Source organism: Citrobacter portucalensis (genome assembly GCF_023374935.1).
GTDB lineage: Bacteria > Pseudomonadota > Gammaproteobacteria > Enterobacterales > Enterobacteriaceae > Citrobacter > Citrobacter portucalensis.
In genome coordinates this window covers 2829592-2845952 of sequence record NZ_CP092466.1, presented here as the reverse complement: position 1 = coordinate 2845952, position 16361 = coordinate 2829592, and the positions used below count along the sequence as shown (strand labels likewise).

At 52.6% G+C, this 16361-nt stretch carries 15 protein-coding genes; 11 read left to right on the top strand and 4 right to left on the bottom strand.

The features are described from left to right. Positions 1–3: 3 nt before the first annotated feature. Positions 4–198: a protein YnhH gene (gene ynhH, locus LY264_RS13835; RefSeq protein WP_244293978.1), complete on the bottom strand. Its 195-nt coding sequence runs from the start codon at positions 196–198 to the stop codon at positions 4–6. Positions 199–573: 375 nt separating this feature from the next. On the opposite strand from ynhH, the gene LY264_RS13830 reads away from it, so the two are divergent. Genes LY264_RS13830 through LY264_RS13820 form a run of 3 tightly spaced genes read left to right on the top strand, consistent with a single transcriptional unit; the run spans position 574 to position 3091 of the window. Continuing rightward, positions 574–1596 (top strand): methionine ABC transporter ATP-binding protein, encoded by a 1023-nt coding sequence (locus tag LY264_RS13830; RefSeq protein WP_071692384.1) that lies wholly within the window; start codon positions 574–576, stop codon positions 1594–1596. Continuing rightward, positions 1589–2257, top strand: coding sequence for a methionine ABC transporter permease (locus LY264_RS13825; protein ID WP_048214308.1), 669 nt, complete (start codon positions 1589–1591; stop codon positions 2255–2257). The genes LY264_RS13830 and LY264_RS13825 overlap by 8 nt, the downstream gene beginning before the upstream one ends. 21 nt (positions 2258–2278) lie before the next feature. Next, positions 2279–3091 carry a MetQ/NlpA family ABC transporter substrate-binding protein gene (locus LY264_RS13820; RefSeq protein ID WP_003029358.1) on the top strand — a complete coding sequence of 271 codons (813 nt, stop codon included), beginning with the start codon at positions 2279–2281 and terminating at the stop codon, positions 3089–3091. A gap of 93 nt (positions 3092–3184) precedes the next feature. Here LY264_RS13820 and ttrA read toward each other — a convergent pair whose 3' ends face one another. From ttrA to ttrB, 3 genes are read right to left on the bottom strand one after another with little or no spacing between them, the layout of a single operon-like run. Continuing rightward, entirely contained in the window at positions 3185–6250 is a 3066-nt protein-coding gene (ttrA, locus tag LY264_RS13815; protein WP_071692385.1) for a tetrathionate reductase subunit TtrA, read from the bottom strand. Beyond that, positions 6243–7265, bottom strand: a complete 1023-nt coding sequence (gene ttrC / locus LY264_RS13810; protein WP_048226698.1) for a tetrathionate reductase subunit TtrC — start codon at positions 7263–7265, stop codon at positions 6243–6245. Before ttrC ends, ttrA begins: the two co-directional genes overlap by 8 nt. Continuing rightward, entirely contained in the window at positions 7266–8000 is a 735-nt protein-coding gene (ttrB, locus tag LY264_RS13805; protein ID WP_020996438.1) for a tetrathionate reductase subunit TtrB, read from the bottom strand. It lies immediately after the preceding gene. A gap of 227 nt (positions 8001–8227) precedes the next feature. Between ttrB and ttrS the strand changes: the two genes are divergently transcribed. From ttrS to phsC, 8 genes are all read left to right on the top strand, one after another. Next, positions 8228–9961, top strand: a complete 1734-nt coding sequence (gene ttrS / locus LY264_RS13800; RefSeq protein ID WP_103014617.1) for a tetrathionate respiration histidine kinase TtrS — start codon at positions 8228–8230, stop codon at positions 9959–9961. Further along, on the top strand, positions 9936–10520 hold the full coding sequence (gene ttrR / locus LY264_RS13795) for a tetrathionate respiration response regulator TtrR (protein WP_000974596.1): 585 nt from the start codon (positions 9936–9938) through the stop codon (positions 10518–10520). Before ttrS ends, ttrR begins: the two co-directional genes overlap by 26 nt. A gap of 93 nt (positions 10521–10613) precedes the next feature. Next, positions 10614–10823 carry a fumarate hydratase FumD gene (gene fumD, locus LY264_RS13790; protein ID WP_003029345.1) on the top strand — a complete coding sequence of 70 codons (210 nt, stop codon included), beginning with the start codon at positions 10614–10616 and terminating at the stop codon, positions 10821–10823. Between the two features lie 494 nt (positions 10824–11317). Next, positions 11318–11944 (top strand): ferredoxin-like protein, encoded by a 627-nt coding sequence (locus LY264_RS13785; RefSeq protein ID WP_043016545.1) that lies wholly within the window; start codon positions 11318–11320, stop codon positions 11942–11944. 120 nt (positions 11945–12064) lie between these two features. After that, positions 12065–14167 carry an aldehyde ferredoxin oxidoreductase gene (locus LY264_RS13780; protein ID WP_048226696.1) on the top strand — a complete coding sequence of 701 codons (2103 nt, stop codon included), beginning with the start codon at positions 12065–12067 and terminating at the stop codon, positions 14165–14167. 10 nt (positions 14168–14177) lie between these two features. Continuing rightward, positions 14178–14843, top strand: coding sequence for a YdhW family putative oxidoreductase system protein (locus LY264_RS13775; protein WP_048226694.1), 666 nt, complete (start codon positions 14178–14180; stop codon positions 14841–14843). Between the two features lie 64 nt (positions 14844–14907). Next, on the top strand, positions 14908–15576 hold the full coding sequence (locus LY264_RS13770; RefSeq protein WP_020996435.1) for a 4Fe-4S dicluster domain-containing protein: 669 nt from the start codon (positions 14908–14910) through the stop codon (positions 15574–15576). Then, on the top strand, positions 15573–16358 hold the full coding sequence (gene phsC / locus LY264_RS13765; RefSeq protein ID WP_048226692.1) for a thiosulfate reductase cytochrome B subunit: 786 nt from the start codon (positions 15573–15575) through the stop codon (positions 16356–16358). The genes LY264_RS13770 and phsC overlap by 4 nt, the downstream gene beginning before the upstream one ends. Positions 16359–16361 lie beyond the last annotated feature (3 nt).

Sequence of the window (16361 nt, the reverse complement as noted above, 5' to 3'; positions counted from 1 at the left end):
GTCTTAGTCTTTAAGTTGAGAAGGATATGGAAATCTGGCTCCCATCGCGCACGGATGGGAAGCTAAACCTGAGTTACGAAAGTTGTGATGCCTCGCTCTAAGGATAGGTGACATCGAAAAAGCGTGCAGAGGAATGTGTGCTTGTGTTTCAGCCCAACGGGATGGTGAGTTCTGTAGTCGTTGAGTTTTACAGGTCAATGTGCTGAAACCATTCAAGAGACAATTGGCGCGCATTATACGCTGAAAATTATCAAAAAGGAAAATGGAAACAGCGTTTCAAAACACTTCTGTGCAGTTTTACAAAAATTATTCATTAATTTGTTCATCGGTATGGATAAAGAGGTTATCGGGCGTTGCGATTTGTTGCGCAACAAACTGCATTTAACATCTCGATGGCTACGTTTTATATCGTTGACGTCGATACAGTACTATATTCCTAAAAGTTATATCAAATTCGTTTTAATTCATTTTAAAAACCAATTCCACTGATTACACTCGTTTGGACATCCATACTGCTAAACAGCCAAAAGCGCTAGCAGAAGAACAATAAGCAGCAGCGGATACCTAAACGACATGATTGTCCTGAAAAATATTTCGAAAGTGTTTACGCCAGGCTGGCTTGCCATCACCGCTGTCGATAACGTCAACCTGACGGTTGAACAGGGACAGATTTACGGCATTATTGGTTACAGCGGGGCAGGTAAAAGCACCTTAATTCGTTTGCTCAATGGTCTCGAAAAACCAACCTCTGGCAGCGTGACGATTAACGGCCACGATATCTCGGCCGCCAGTGGGGAATCGTTACGCCAGGCGCGACTGAAAATCAGCATGGTGTTTCAACACTTCAATTTGCTGTGGTCGCGGACCGTTAGCGAAAACATTGCGTTCTCTATGCAAATCGCCGGTGCGTCCAAAGCGTCCATCAAAGCGCGGGTTGCTGAACTGATTACGCTGGTTGGGCTGAGCGGTCGTGAAAATGCGTATCCTTCCCAGCTCAGCGGTGGGCAAAAACAGCGTGTAGGAATTGCTCGCGCGCTGGCGAACAATCCAGATGTCCTGCTGTGTGACGAAGCCACCTCGGCGCTGGATCCGCAAACTACCGATCAGATCCTCGATTTACTCCTCGATATAAACCGTCGCTTCAAATTGACCATTGTGCTGATCACTCATGAAATGCACGTGGTACGCAAAATCTGCGATCGCGTCGCGGTAATGGAAAACGGCAAGGTCGTTGAGGAAGGTGATGTGCTCAGCGTCTTTACCCATCCTCAGCAGCCTATTACCCGACAGTTTGTTCGTCAGGTGAGCCAGTACACCGAAGAAGACGAGTTTAATCCGCAGCTGGCAAGCGAGTTGGGTGGGGTGGTTATCAAATTAACCTTTTCCGGGCAACGTACCCATCGGCCTGTGGTTGGGGAATTGACCCTGCGCTATGGCCTGCCGTTCAACATCTTGCACGGCAAGATGACGCAAACCGCACACGGCGTGTTTGGTCAACTTTGGGTGCACGTGGTGGCCTCTGAGGAACAATTGAACAATATTTTGGCCGACCTGCGCCAGAGCGACATTGAAGGCGAGGTGATTCAACATGGCTGAAGAACTGTTTCCCCATCTGAAGTGGGATCAACTGTTAGCGGCAACCCAGGAAACGCTGTATATGACAGCTCTTTCGGGGGCGGCGACCTTTATCCTGGGCATCGCGCTTGGCCTGGCGTTGTTCCTGACAGCGCGCGGCGGATTGTTCCCTAATCGCGCGGTATATAGCGCTATTTCGCTGGTGGTGAATATCTTTCGTTCGATCCCATTCATCATTTTGATCGTGCTGCTGATCCCGTTTACCAAAGCGATGGTAGGCACCATTCTCGGCGCCAATGCCGCGTTGCCTGCGCTGATCGTGGGGGCCGCGCCGTTTTATGCACGTCTGGTCGAAATCGCTCTGCGTGAAGTGGATAAAGGCGTTATTGAAGCGACGCGTTCGATGGGCGCACGGCTGAGCACACTTATTTTTCGAGTTTTACTGCCGGAATCCTCTCCTGCTCTGGTGTCCGGGATCACCGTGACGCTAATTGCGTTGGTTAGCTACAGCGCGATGGCAGGGGTAATTGGTGCCGGTGGTTTAGGGAATTTGGCCTATCTGGAAGGATTCCAGCGCAACCACAGCGACGTCACGCTGGTGGCGACGGTGACGATTTTGCTCATTGTCTTCATCATCCAGCTTTGCGGCGATGTGATCACCTCTCTGTTAGATAAACGCTAATAAAATACGGAAACCATTATCATGAAAAAATCACTGACGTTACTCGCCGCAGCAACCTTAAGCGCCCTGAGCTTTGCCTCCTGGGCTGATACTCTGACCGTTGGCGCGTCTAACGTACCGCACGCGGAGATCCTTGAACAAGCCAAACCGATTCTGGCAAAGCAGGGAATCGATCTGGAGATTAAACCGTTCCAGGATTACATTCTGCCGAACACAGCGCTGGCTGGCCGTGAGATTGACGCCAACTACTTCCAGCATATTCCGTACCTGAACAGCGTGATTAAAGACCATGCGGGCGATAAAACGTATGACTTCGTCAGCGCCGGAGCGATTCACATTGAGCCGATTGGTATCTATTCGAAAAAAGTGAAATCGCTTAAAGATCTGCCGGAAGGCGGCAAAGTCATCATGCGTGATGCGGTATCAGAGGAAGGTCGTATTCTGTCGATTTTTGAAAAAGAGGGTGTGATCAAGCTGAAGCCGGGCGTGGATAAAGTAACCGCGCGCATTAGCGATATCGTCGAAAACCCAAAAAAGCTGAAGTTCCTGCCTAACGTGGAAGCCGCGCTGTTACCGCAGATGTATAACAACGACGAAGGCGATGCGGTGGTGATTAACGCCAACTACGCCATCGACGCCGGGCTGGATCCGGTGAAGGATCCTATTGCCGTTGAAAGTGGTGAAAACAATCCATATGCCAACATCATTACCGTACATCGTGGCGACGAGAAGAAAAAGGATATCGTGGCGTTGGTTGATGTCCTGCACTCAAAAGAGATTCAGGACTGGATCCGTACTAAATATAAAGGTGCAGTGATCCCGGTAAACAACTAATCCGCTTTTGCCGGGTGGCGGCAGTGCCTTACCCGGCCTACGACGTCCTGTAGGCCGGGTAAAACGCGTTCGCGATGCCATGCGGCACCAGAGCTACACTCGCTCAATTCTCGCTGGCAACCCCTGACGCACCGACGCACCCGACACCCAGTCAAGCCAGGTATTGGCTACCTGTCGGGTTGGGTCCGCAAAACCCAACTCGTTGAGATTAATCCCCGACTTAATCTGCTCATCAAACGCCATCGGCTCACCGTCGAGGGTATGCCGTGCCGCGCCCATTTCTTTATGCCCGTAACCATGTTCAATGGCGATGACACCCGGCATGACGCCATGGAGCAGGCTTATCTGCGCTTGCGCCTGACCGCCAGGGGTGGTGATACGCACGATATCGCCGTGTGCTAAACCATACCGCTGACCATCCTGTGGATTGAGCGCCACCAGATTAACCGGCTTCAGATGATGCAGACGCGGGATCACCGCCGTGGCGCTGGACATGGTATTGGATTTAAAAGAAATCAGTTTCAACGGCCACTCTTGTTCCGGGAACAACTCCTCGATTGCACGTCCATCAGACAGACGTGAAGGATACCATGCCGGGCAGCCGCTGTAGCGCTCGCCGGTAATTGCATGGCGGTGCGCGGCGACGTTCGCATTCCAGATTTGGAGCGGTTTTTCCCACGCATTGCCGACACGGTTATCAACTCGCCGACTGTTGTCTGGCGCAAAGCGTCCGCCGCGGGAGTAGATAAACGCCACTCGGCTGATTTCATCGGCTTTCAGCGTTTGGGTCATCACAGGCATGATCCGCTGGACTCCGGTCAGCGCTATGTCTTCCGGCTGTGCCTCTGCAACCGGGGCTTTACCCATAAACGCAATATTGGCGGCGAGGCGCAGGTAGTAATCTTCCGCACGATTCAACGGATAGTGATTACCTTGCGGGTCGGTAATCGCATTGTCGCCGAATCCGGGTAGCCCGATACGTTTTGCCACTGCGATACAGAAAGACTCCATTGAGGCCGGTTGACCGTCAGCGGTGCTACTGGTCGCGGGTCTGACGACCGGCCAACGCGCGGTAGTGGCTTTGCTGGCCACGCCCGCCCACGGGGCGCTGAATCCCCAGCTTTCGAAGTTGTGGGTATCCGGCACGATGTAATCTGCCAGCGCCGTGGTTTCGTTCATAAAGGCGTCAATTGCAATAAACAGCGGCAGACGAGAGGGATCCTTGAGCTTTTCTTCCGCCACGCTGCGCAACCCCGCAATGCCGTAAAACGGGTTGGTCATGTTTGAGATCCAGGCTTTCAGCGGATAAGGGTAACCTTCAAGCGCCGAGACGAGGAGTTCGGTAAGCTGACCGGCGACAAACGGATACCACGGGGCTTTGGCCGGGAAGGGTGATTGCCCGGCTGCCACCTTATTGCGGTACTCTTCGGAAGACTCATAAGCGGTTTTACTGCGCGCGATGCTTAACCCTTTTGGTTTCACCTTCCCGGCGAAACTGTCCATGTTGTAGCGCGGACCGTCGGTGGCACCATTGAATTTGCCGCCGCCGACGAACACGCCGCCTTCAAGGCTGAGGTTGCCAATCAGCGCATTGAGCATCATCACCGACCAGGCGTTATAAAATCCATTGCCTGCCATCATTCCGCCGTGCGTGATCACTGCCGCTTTACGCCCGTGGCGGGTGAATGCGTCGGCCAGAGCACCAATGTCTGCTTCTGACACCCCGCACTGCTGGCTGTACTGCGTTAGCGACAGTTTCTCTGCGGACTCACGCAGACACTGGAAGCTACTTTTTACCGTTACCGTCTGCCCGTCAGCCAGCGTCACTTCGCGGGTAACAAACAGCTGCGCGCGCGGGCAACTGCTGGCGGCGACAATCTCACCGGCCTCGTTGACGACAACCGGCTCCTGGGCGTCGTTTGCACTCAGATGGGCGAGGGTCAGGTGCTGTCCGGCAAGCGTTGGAATTTCATCGGTAATCACCAGATGTGTGGCGTTAGTCCAGCTTTTTTCTCCCGCCTGCTGCATGGCCTGCACGCCGGGAATGGCGAGATAATCAGCGTTATAGCGTTGCTTATCGATAATCCAGCTTATCATCCCCATTGCCAGCGCGGAGTCGCTTCCCGGTCGTACGGGCTGCCAGTGGCCGCGATCGTCAGCCAGCACCGTGGTTAATGGCAGAGCAGGCGCTACCACAACATAACGGAAGTCGTCACGCAAACGGGCGCTGGCCAACTGGCGGGCCTGGCGCTTAAACGGGTTGCCGGATTGCGCCGGAGAGGTGCCCATAAACAGCGCGAATTCGACGTTATCCCAGTCGGGTTTCACGTGGGTATTTTTATCCAGATCGCCCATTAACGCACCGGAGCCGGCCCGATAGGCCAGACCGCAGTAAGCGCCATGAGCACCGAAGTTTTTACTGCCGAAACTGTTCAGTGCGAAGCGACGTAAAAAGGTATCACGTCCTTCATCGCTGGTATTGGTGACCAGCAGTTGATTGGATTTTGGGCCAAAGCCGGGATGTTTCGCATCAAGCGGTGTAGTGGGATCGTGGATGGCTCTCAGACCATCAACGTGGCCTTCACCAAACAAATCGCCACCTTCCACCACCTCTTTGATCAGCTGTTCGAAGCTGATGCGCTGCCATTTTCCCTCACCGCGTTTACCGACGCGCTTCATGGGCTCCAGAATACGTAGCGGGCTGTACAGACCTTCGAGTAAGGTTGCGCCGCGGGCGCAGGCGGTGGAACGTGCGTCAAGACCTGACTCCCCGGCCAGCTGTTCCATTGCCGTGGCAAAGGGGACAGAGGCGTCTATATGGTGTTCGTGCGACAACGGATGATAAGGGTTGCCCGCAATGCGCAGCACTTTGCCTTGTTCAGTGTCAACGCGAACCCGCACACCACACTGCGTCCAGCAACCAAAGCACTGCGTCATGGAGATCACCTGCTGCGGGTTTTGCTGCCAGTGAGGCCGGGCGTTGGCTTCGGGGATGAGCGCGTTGGCAAAAATGCGATCACGGGTGATTTTTCCCGAGGTTCCGTCCAGCAAACCGTCTATCGCGCGCTTTGCCACATCCCGATAACTCAGGCCAAAAGTCACCATGCCACCTACGGCAAGGCCCACTTTAAGCCACTGACGACGGGTTAAATTAGCCATGTTGCATTCTCCTTGCGATCGCGTTCAGGGCTTCACGAACAATAATAATCAGTGCTATCCACAGGCCGAAGGTACCCACAATAGCCAGCCAGCCATCGGTACCGCCGGGCAGGGTGTAGGGATTAAACTGCGCGTTAAATTTCGGTACAGTCTGCACCTGGATGAGTAACGTCCAGCGCATTAACCAGCACAGCGCCATGGCGCTAAAAGCGAGTAATATGCGCAGCGGTAGCGACAAGGGGTAACGTACAACCAACCCGCAAAGAGCAAGCGAAACAAGCCATAACGCAACCCAACCGATAGCGTAGTGTTGTGCTGAAGAAGCAACATCCAGCCACTGACGGATAGCCGAACCGGAAAGCGTATTACCGCTCGCCCAGATCACCACCACGATAGCCAGCGCGATCAACGTGACCATTTGCCCCCACGCTAGCTTACGCGGCAGTACGTCCTGGCTATTTGTCGTGGCAACAAGCAGGGCAAGAAACGTTTGCAGCGCGCTGAGGAACATTGCAACCGGAAAGGCGTAACTGAACCAGATGGGACGCGCCTGTACCACCGACACTTCACGGCCGGTGTAGACCAGCAATCCGATGGCGGACAGGGCGCTGCCAAGTGCTAACCATTTTGTGACGCTGTAACTTTTTAGCGTTAACCGTTTAACGTGCTGCGCCAGAAACCACAAACCTAAAAAACCGGTAAACAGCGGTAAAAACAGCGCGCCCCACGGCATCCAGGACCATGGCGTCGGATACGCATAGAAGTGCCAGACGCGGGCGGTTTGGTGTAGATCAGCGGTCAGCGCCAGCGGCGCGGTAATCGCGCAGGTCAGGGCGATTAGCAGCGTCAGATTCTCCAGGTCTGCCGTTTCTTTTTTGCGCCAGTGGAGAACGCATGCGAACAGCGCGGCGCAGGCGGCAATGCCGATGAAAAAGAAATATTGTACGGCCCAGGGTAACCAGCTTACGTCCTGAGGATGGGCCAGAACCTCGTCGATAATCAGTGAATGGTTCATTTAAACCTCCTGCCAGAGAGCGGGTTGAGCTCGTCCCATCAATGGGGTGACAAACGCCTCATCCAGTCCCAGATAGAACACGTGAGGAGACGTACCGCTTTCCGGCTTCAGGACTTTGATGGCGTCATGGTGTTCATGCAGCATTTGTGAAATGCGGCTGTGCGGATCTTTAATATCGCCAATGATGCGCGCGCCGCCAACGCAGGATTCCACACAGGCCGGGAGCAGCCCCGCTTCGAGGCGGTGAACGCAAAAGGTACATTTATCGGCGGTTTGCGTTTCATGGTTGATGAATCGCGCATCATAAGGGCAGGCCTGCACGCAATAGGCGCAGCCCACGCAGCGTGTGTTGTCGACCACCACAATGCCGTCTTCGCGTTGGAAAGTGGCTTGTACCGGGCAAACGGGCACGCAAGGGGGATTATCACAATGGTTGCACAGTCGCGGCAGCAGGACGTTGGTAACGCTTTGCTGGCCTTCAATCTGTACTTGATACTGGTTGACAAGTGTACGAAATTCACCCTGTGGCGTCTGGTTTTCAATGGCGCAACTGACGGTACAGGCCTGGCAGCCGATACAGCGTCGCAGGTCAACCAGCATGGCATAGCGATGCTGTTGTGAGCCTTCGTGGCGTTCTGGCGAAAAGGGAAATTGCGCCTGAGCCAGCGGAACCAGTGATGCGCCAGCGGTCAGGACGCCCAGTTGCTGGAGAAACTGCCGTTTACTGCTGTCCATATTTTCTCCCGTCACGATGCAACAACGAAACATTGGTCACGCCGTTGATTTGCGTGTGATGAATAAAGAATCTCAATGATTTACAGTGTAAAAATCGTGACGGGTTATACTCTATTGTGGTTAACCACATACCCGGCTTGTTGTTGATCTAAAACAACATAATTGACAGGGACAATTGAGTGGGACGCAACGTAGTAAGATGTCTGACGGTACTGGCGTCGCTGTGGATGCTAAGTGGCGCGGTCAGGGCGCAGACATGGAACATTGGCGTTTTGGCGATGCGCGGGGAGGTTTCTACACGTAATCACTGGCAGCCGCTGGAAACCTTGTTGAATCAGCAAATCCCCGGTGAGCAGTTTCATATTCAACCGCTGGACCTGCGGCAGATGCAGGAGGCGGTGAATCGTGGAACGGTACACTTTGTGGTCACCAATCCGGCGCAGTTTGTCCAGCTTAACAGCCGCTCAGCGCTACGCTGGCTGGCGTCGTTACGCTCCACCCGTGGTGGGAAAGCCACCAGTAACGTGATTGGCAGCGCCATTCTCGTCAGGCGCGACAGTGGGTTAACCTCCGCACACGATCTGATCGGCAAAACGGTTGGCGCCATTGATGCTCAGGCGTTTGGCGGCTATTTGCTGGGATATAAAGCGCTCAGTGATGCCGGTCTGCGCCCTGAACGTGATTTACGTCTGACGTTTACCGGATTTCCCGCCGATGCCTTACTCTATTTATTACGTGAAAAAGCCGTGCAGGCGGTGATCGTGCCGGTGTGCCTGCTGGAAAAAATGGATGAAGAAGGCCTCATCCGTAAAACCGATTTTATGACCGTGTTGAATCATCCGACTTCAATTCCCTGTTTAACCAGTACGCCGCTCTATCCGGACTGGTCATTTGCCGCACTACCTGCAGTGAGTGACGAGCTGGCCGATCGCGTCACGCGGGTACTGTTCAATGCACCGCAAAACGCGACGTTTCGCTGGGGCGCGCCCGCCTCGACCCGTGAAGTAGAAGCGTTGCTGCGCGACGTCCGACAGCATCCGCAGCAGCGTCAGCTGTGGCTGGATGTCAAAAGCTGGTTTATTCAACACCGACTGGCGATGGGGGGCGTGGTCATCGTATTGCTGTTGCTTACGCTCAATTACATCTGGGTGATGCTGTTGGTTCGCCGACGTGGCAGGCAGCTGGAGCGGAACAACGTGTTGTTGCACAAACAGGAACAGGCGCTGGAGACTGCCCGCCAAATGAGCGTGCTGGGGGAGATGACCTCCGGTTTTGCCCATGAACTCAATCAGCCGTTGTCTGCTATCCGTCATTATGCCCAAGGCTGTCTAATTCGCCTGCGTGGTCAGGATGAGCAGCATCCGTTGCTGCCCGCGCTTGAGCACATAGACGCCCAGGCACAGCGAGGAGCCGATACGCTGCGCAATCTCCGGCAGTGGGTCAGCCAGGCACAGGGCAATCCGGTACTCTCCGATGACTGGCAAGCCATCAACGTTCACGATGCTATCCATCACGTCTGGCAATTACTGCGCATGCCCCAGCAATTCCCGGCGGTAACGCTGCACACGCAGGTTAGCAAGGCGTTAACGTTGATGCTGCCAAGCGTTCTTCTTGAGCAGGTGCTGGCTAATCTGGTACTCAATGCCGCCCAGGCAGGCGCTACGACGGTATGGTTTAGCGCCCTGCACAAGGATGGTGGCGTGCGTATTCAGGTGCAGGATAATGCCGGAGGCATTGACGAGGCTCAGTTGTATCAGGCGTTTCAGCCGTTTATGACCACCCGTAAAGAAGGTATGGGACTAGGACTGGCCATTTGTCAGCGACTGGTGCGCTACGCAAACGGAGATATTGAGATCAAAAATCAGCAGGCCCCGGACGGTAAAGCGGGGGCGAGAGTGACATTGTATTTTAAGCCAAATCAGGAAGGAGGCCGTAGTGGCGATAATTCATCTGCTGGATGACGACATTGCCGTTACCCAGGCCTGTGCGTTTTTATTGGAAAGTCTGGGATATGAAGTGTCTTGCTGGGAGCAAGGCGAGAAATTCCTCGCCGAGGCAAATCTGCACCAGGTGGGCGTACTACTGCTGGATATGCGTATGCCGGTACTGGATGGGCACGCTGTGCATGAAATCATGCGTCAGAAAGCAAGCACGCTGGCGGTGGTCTTTCTCACCGGGCACGGCGATGTGCCGATGGCGGTTGAGCAAATGAAACGTGGCGCGGTCGATTTTTTGCAAAAACCCGTGTCAGCCGTGCCGCTTCAGGCAGCATTAGAACATGCCTTGCAGGTCTCGGCAGCGGCGTTCTCGCGACAAGAGATCATCTCATGCTACCAACAACTTACGCCAAAAGAACGGGAACTGGCGCATCTGGTAGCAAAAGGGTTAATGAATCGAGAAATTGCTGATGCCATGAATATTGCCGTGCGTACGGTTGAAGTGCACCGTGCGCGGGTGATGGAAAAAATGCAGGCAGGAAGTCTTGCTGAGCTCGTTAATCGACTTCAGAGAATTCAGTAGAAATGATGACATTTATTTGATTTTCATTGAATTTTGTCTAAATCCTCAGAGTGATATATGCTGTTGGTTTGAGTTAATGACGAGTGGGCAAAAATGGGAAATCAGACGAAAGACGACGAGTTGTACCGTGAAATGTGCAGAGTAGTCGGTAAAGTAGTGCTGGAAATGCGCGATCTGGGACAAGAACCTAAGCATATCGTCATTGCGGGAGTACTGAGAACCACCCTTGCTAACCAGCGCGTGAAGCGCAGTGAGTTAGAAAAACAGGCTATTGAGACCGTAATTAAAGCATTGGCCGGTTAATTCATAAAAAGAGGACCGCAGAAATTTTTTGCCGTCCTCTTATTCTCGATACGTTAATCTATCAATCTATATAATTTATCTCCGTTAATAATTGGTTGTAGAGAACTATAAATCGATATGTATTTATTTATATATCGGTGGCCGTGCAATATTATATTTGGGAGAGGGTTCACAAATATTTGTAATTTAAATGGGCTGCTATTTCACTCCATTTCTTAATGATAATAAATCTCACTCCGCATTAATTATATCCCTTCCGGTTTTTAATTGATGACGATCAAGACTATGTATGCTGAATAACCACATTATTTCTGCGCCTAACCCTAAAGGATTAGATTCATTCAGTTTAACCACCGTCATTTACGCGATCAGGTTAGGGCAAAAATTTACGTGTTGTTGGCAACATTAACCGCCCGATATGGCTTGAGCTGCGCTGGTTTAAATTAGCCTGGATGTGTTGCTACCACAGCATTTGCGAAGAGGATGCGAAATAAATGAACCAGGTTGATCGTCCATTTTTAGATTGTGGTTTAACGCGGCTTGAATTTCTGCGGATATCAGCAAAAGGTCTGGCGGGATTAACCATTGCCCCCGCACTGTTATCCCTTTTGGGCTGTAAGCAGGAAGATGTCGACAGCGGCACCGTGGGGCTTATCAATACGCCAAAAGGGGTGCTGGTAACCCAGCGTGCGCGCTGTACGGGCTGTCACCGCTGTGAAATTTCCTGTACTAATTATAACGATGGCGCCGTGGGCACTTTCTTTTCCCGTATAAAAATCCATCGTAATTACTTCTTTGGCGATGATGGCGTTGGTTCCGGCGGCGGACTGTATGGCGATTTAAACTATACCGCTGATACTTGCCGTCAGTGCAAAGATCCGCAATGCATGAAGGTCTGCCCCATCGGCGCTATTACCTGGAAACAGGAAGAGGGTTGTATTGTGGTGGATCACAAACGTTGTATTGGCTGCAGCGCGTGTACTACCGCCTGTCCGTGGATGATGGCGACCGTAAATACCGAAACCAAAAAATCCTCAAAATGTGTGTTATGCGGGGAATGCGCCAATGCTTGTCCGACTGGAGCATTAAAAATTATCGAGTGGAAAGATATTACTGTTTGATAGATAGCAGGTATGCCTGGTACGCGTCATTAATTGCCAAAAATATCGCAGTTTTGCAGATAAAAGCTACCTGGAAAATGGCGGGTATATCTATTAAACCTTCTTGCAAAGGAAAACATGATGGCTAATGGTTGGACAGGTAATATTTTACGGGTCAATCTCACCACGGGTAATATCACCCTGGAAGATTCCAGTAAATTTAAAAAATTTGTCGGCGGGATGGGCTTTGGTTATAAAATTATGTACGACGAAGTCCCGCCTGGCACCATGCCTTTTGATGAAGGGAATAAACTGGTTTTCGCCACCGGACCATTGACGGGGTCAGGCGCTCCCTGTAGCTCCCGCGTCAATATCACCTCCTTATCGACGTTTACCAAAGGTAACTTAGTCGTAGATGCCCATATGGGCGGTTTCTTTGCTGCACAAATGAAATTCGCCGGTTACGACGCCATTATTATTGAAGGCAAGTCCGCATCACCGGTCTGGATCAACATCAAAGACGATAAAGTCAGCATCGAAAAAGCCGATTTCTTGTGGGGCAAGGGGACTCGCGCCACAACCGAAGAGATTTGCCGGATTACCAGCCCTGAAACCTGCGTTGCCGCTATTGGGCAGGCGGGTGAGAATCTGGTGCCACTGTCCTGCATGATCAACAGCCGCAACCACAGCGGCGGTGCAGGTACGGGTGCGGTGATGGGTTCTAAAAACCTGAAGGCCATTGCGGTAGAAGGGACCAAAGGCGTCAACATTGCCGATCGTAAAGAGATGAAGCGTCTCAATGACTACATGATGACCGAGCTTATCGGCGCCAATAACAACCACGTTGTGCCAAGCACCCCGCAGGCCTGGGCAGAATACTCTTCGCCAAACTCGCGCTGGACAGCCCGTAAGGGACTTTTCTGGGGCGCGGCAGAAGGGGGGCCAATCGAAACCGGTGAAATCCCGCCAGGCAACCAAAATACGGTGGGTTTCCGTACCTATAAATCGGTGTTCGATCTGGGTCCAGCCGCAGAAAAATACACGGTCAAAATGAGCGGCTGCCATTCATGCCCTATTCGTTGTATGTCGCAGCTCAATGTCCCGCGGGTGAAGGATTTTGGCGTGCCGAGTACCGGCGGCAACACCTGCGTGGCGAACTTTGTTCACACCACCATTTTCCCCAATGGCCCGAAAGATTTTGACGATAAAGACGATGGGCGAGTTGTAGGGAACCTGATCGGACTGAACCTGTTTGACGATTACGGTATCTGGTGTAACTACGGCCAGCTGCACCGTGACTTTACCTACTGCTATTCGAAAGGCGTCTTTAAACGCGTGCTGCCAGCCGCAGAGTACGCGGAGATCCGTTGGGATCAACTGGAGGCGGGCGATCCTAACTTTATCAAAGATTTTTACTATCGACTGGCGCATCGCGTGGGGGAACTCAGTCATCTTGCGGACGGTTCGTATGCCATTGCTGAACGCTGGGATTTGGGCGAAGAGTACTGGGGTTATGCCAAAAATAAACTGTGGTCGCCGTTTGGTTTTCCGGTCCACCATGCAAACGAAGCCTCGGCGCAGGTGGGGGCGATCACCAACTGTATGTTTAACCGTGACTGTATGGCGCACACCCATATCAACTTCATCGGTTCCGGTTTGCCGCTGAAATTACAGCGCGAAGTGGCGGGTGAGTTATTTGGGTCGCAGGACGCCTACGACGAAACCAAAAACTATACCCCAATCAATGCCGCCAAGATCAAATATGCCAAATGGACGCTGCTGAAAGTCTGCCTGCATAACGCGGTTACGCTGTGTAACTGGGTTTGGCCGATGACGGTTTCACCACTCAAGAGCCGCAACTATCGCGGAGATTTGGATCTGGAAGCGAAATTCTTCCAGGCAGTCACCGGTGATGAAACCACGCAGGCGAGTCTGGACCTGGCCGCTGAACGCATCTTTACCCTGCATCGTGCCTATACGGTCAAACTGATGCAAACCAAAGATATGCGTAATGAACACGATCTCATCTGCTCCTGGGTGTTTGATAAAGATCCGAAAATTCCGGTCTTCACCGAAGGCACCGACAAGATGGACAGGGAGGATATGCGCCAGTCACTGACGATGTTCTATCAGGAAATGGGCTGGGATCCCGAGTTGGGTTGCCCAACGCGTGAAACTCTGAATCGACTCGGACTTGAAGACGTGGCAGCCGATTTGGCTGCGCAGGATCTGTTGCCAGCGTAAGGAACGCGAGATGACTAACGTGAGCAGCGTTCAGGCACCCGTTGAGGCGCTTCCTGACGAGGTTGATAGCCAAAAGAGATACTGGCTACAGGCGTTTCACCCGCCGGTCGAGCGGGTGACTGCGCCGCAGGTTCAGGAAGCCGCCAACCCGGAGTCGATTGTGGCAGATTTTATCCGCCAGCATTCGGCATCGGGGCACCTGGTGGCGCGCAGCGTGTTTCTGCAGCCACCTTATTCGGTCCCTGAAACCGATCTTAGCGCGCTGCTGGATACGCTGTGCCAGGACGCGAATAACGCGGATATCACCCGTGTGCAGGGTGCGGAAGATGTCTATTTCTACTCAACGCAAACCATGACGGCAAACTACGCCGACATGTGCGTGCAGGTGGTGGAAAACGACATCTGTCGTGCGATTGCCGAGGCGGTACGCTTCGACGGTCGTACGTATCCTCGCCCCTATAAGGTCGCCATGTTGACGCAACCGCCGTACAGCTTTGAGTCTCAGCAGATTTCAGCGGCGCTCACGGCCATGGAAACGCACCCTGATTACGCAGATATACGTACTGTGGAATCGTCAAATGCGGAGCCTTATTTGTTCAGCGAACGTTTTATGAGTTATGGCAAAGCGTACGGCCTTTGTGAATGGCTTGAGGTTGAGCAGTATCAGAACCCCTGAAATATTCAGGTTGATGTCATGGAATGTGTGGACGACCACTGTCACAGCATTAGAGGATAACCCGATGTCCTTCACCCGACGAAAATTTGTCATTGGCATGGGGACGGTGATTTTTTTTACCGGCCCAGGTCAAAATCTGTTAGCGAGTACCAGGAGCCCTAAAGCCGTTCGTTACGTCATGATTCACGACGAATCACTGTGTAACGGATGCAATATTTGCGCTCGTGCATGCCGGAAAACCAACCATGTACCTGACCAGGGCAGCCGTTTGTCTATAGCGCATATTCCGGTAACCGATAACGACAACGAAACGCTGTATCACTACTTCCGTCAGTCCTGCCAGCATTGTGATGATGCACCTTGTATTGAGGTGTGTCCGACCGGTGCCTCCTGGCGAGATGAGAACGGTATTGTGCGAGTAGATACGTCTTGCTGTATTGGCTGCAGTTACTGTATTGGCGCGTGTCCTTATCAGGTGCGCTATCTCAACCCGCAAACCAAAGTGGCGGATAAATGCGACTTCTGCGCTGAATCTCGGCTGGCAAAAGGTTTCCCTCCGATCTGTGTTAACGCTTGCCCGGAACATGCGCTGATTTTCGGTCGTGAAGATAGCCCGGAAATTCAGACCTGGTTGCGAGAAAACAAGTATTACGAATATCAACTTGCAGGCGCCGGGAAACCCCATCTGTATCGTCGGTTCGGTCAACATTTGATTAAAAAGGAAAATGTATGAACGCGTCGCAGAATGCCGAACAGTTTCACGCCCAGCTTGCACAGTATGTCCCCCTGTTTTCACCGGACTACTGGCCTGTGTGGTTAGTCGTTGCCGGGTTAATGCTGGTGGGAATGTGGCTGGTGCTGGCGCTTCACGCCATGCTGCGCTTTCGGGCGGCGCATAAAGCGTCGGCAGGGCATGGTGAGAAGGTCTATTTATATTCGAAGGCTGTCCGCCTGTGGCACTGGTCGAATGCGCTGTTATTTCTGTTGCTTCTGGTTAGTGGCCTGGTCAATCACTTCTCTGCCGTTAGCGCACCGGTAATGAAAAGCCTGCTCACCGTTCATGAGGTTTGTGGCTTTTTGCTACTTGCCTGCTGGATTGGTTTTATGCTGATCAACCTGATTGGCGGCAACGGACATCACTATATTATTCAACGTCAGGGCTGGATCGCACGTGCGCAAAGACAAACTCGTTTTTACCTGTTTGGCATTATGCAGGGCGAGTCACACCCATTTCCGGCCTCACCTCGCTCTAAATTTAATCCGTTACAGCAGGCGGCCTATGTTGGCGTGATGTATGGTTTGTTGCCACTGCTACTGATCACTGGATTGTTATCGCTTTACCCGACGGTCGTCGGCGATCTGTTCCCCGGGGTGCGTTACTGGCTGCTTCAGGCGCATTTTGCGCTGGCAATAGTCAGTCTGTTTTTCATTTTTGGGCATCTTTATCTCTGCACTACGGGGCGCACGCCGGGCGAAACCTTTAAGTGTATGGTGGATGGCTACCACCGGCATTAAGCG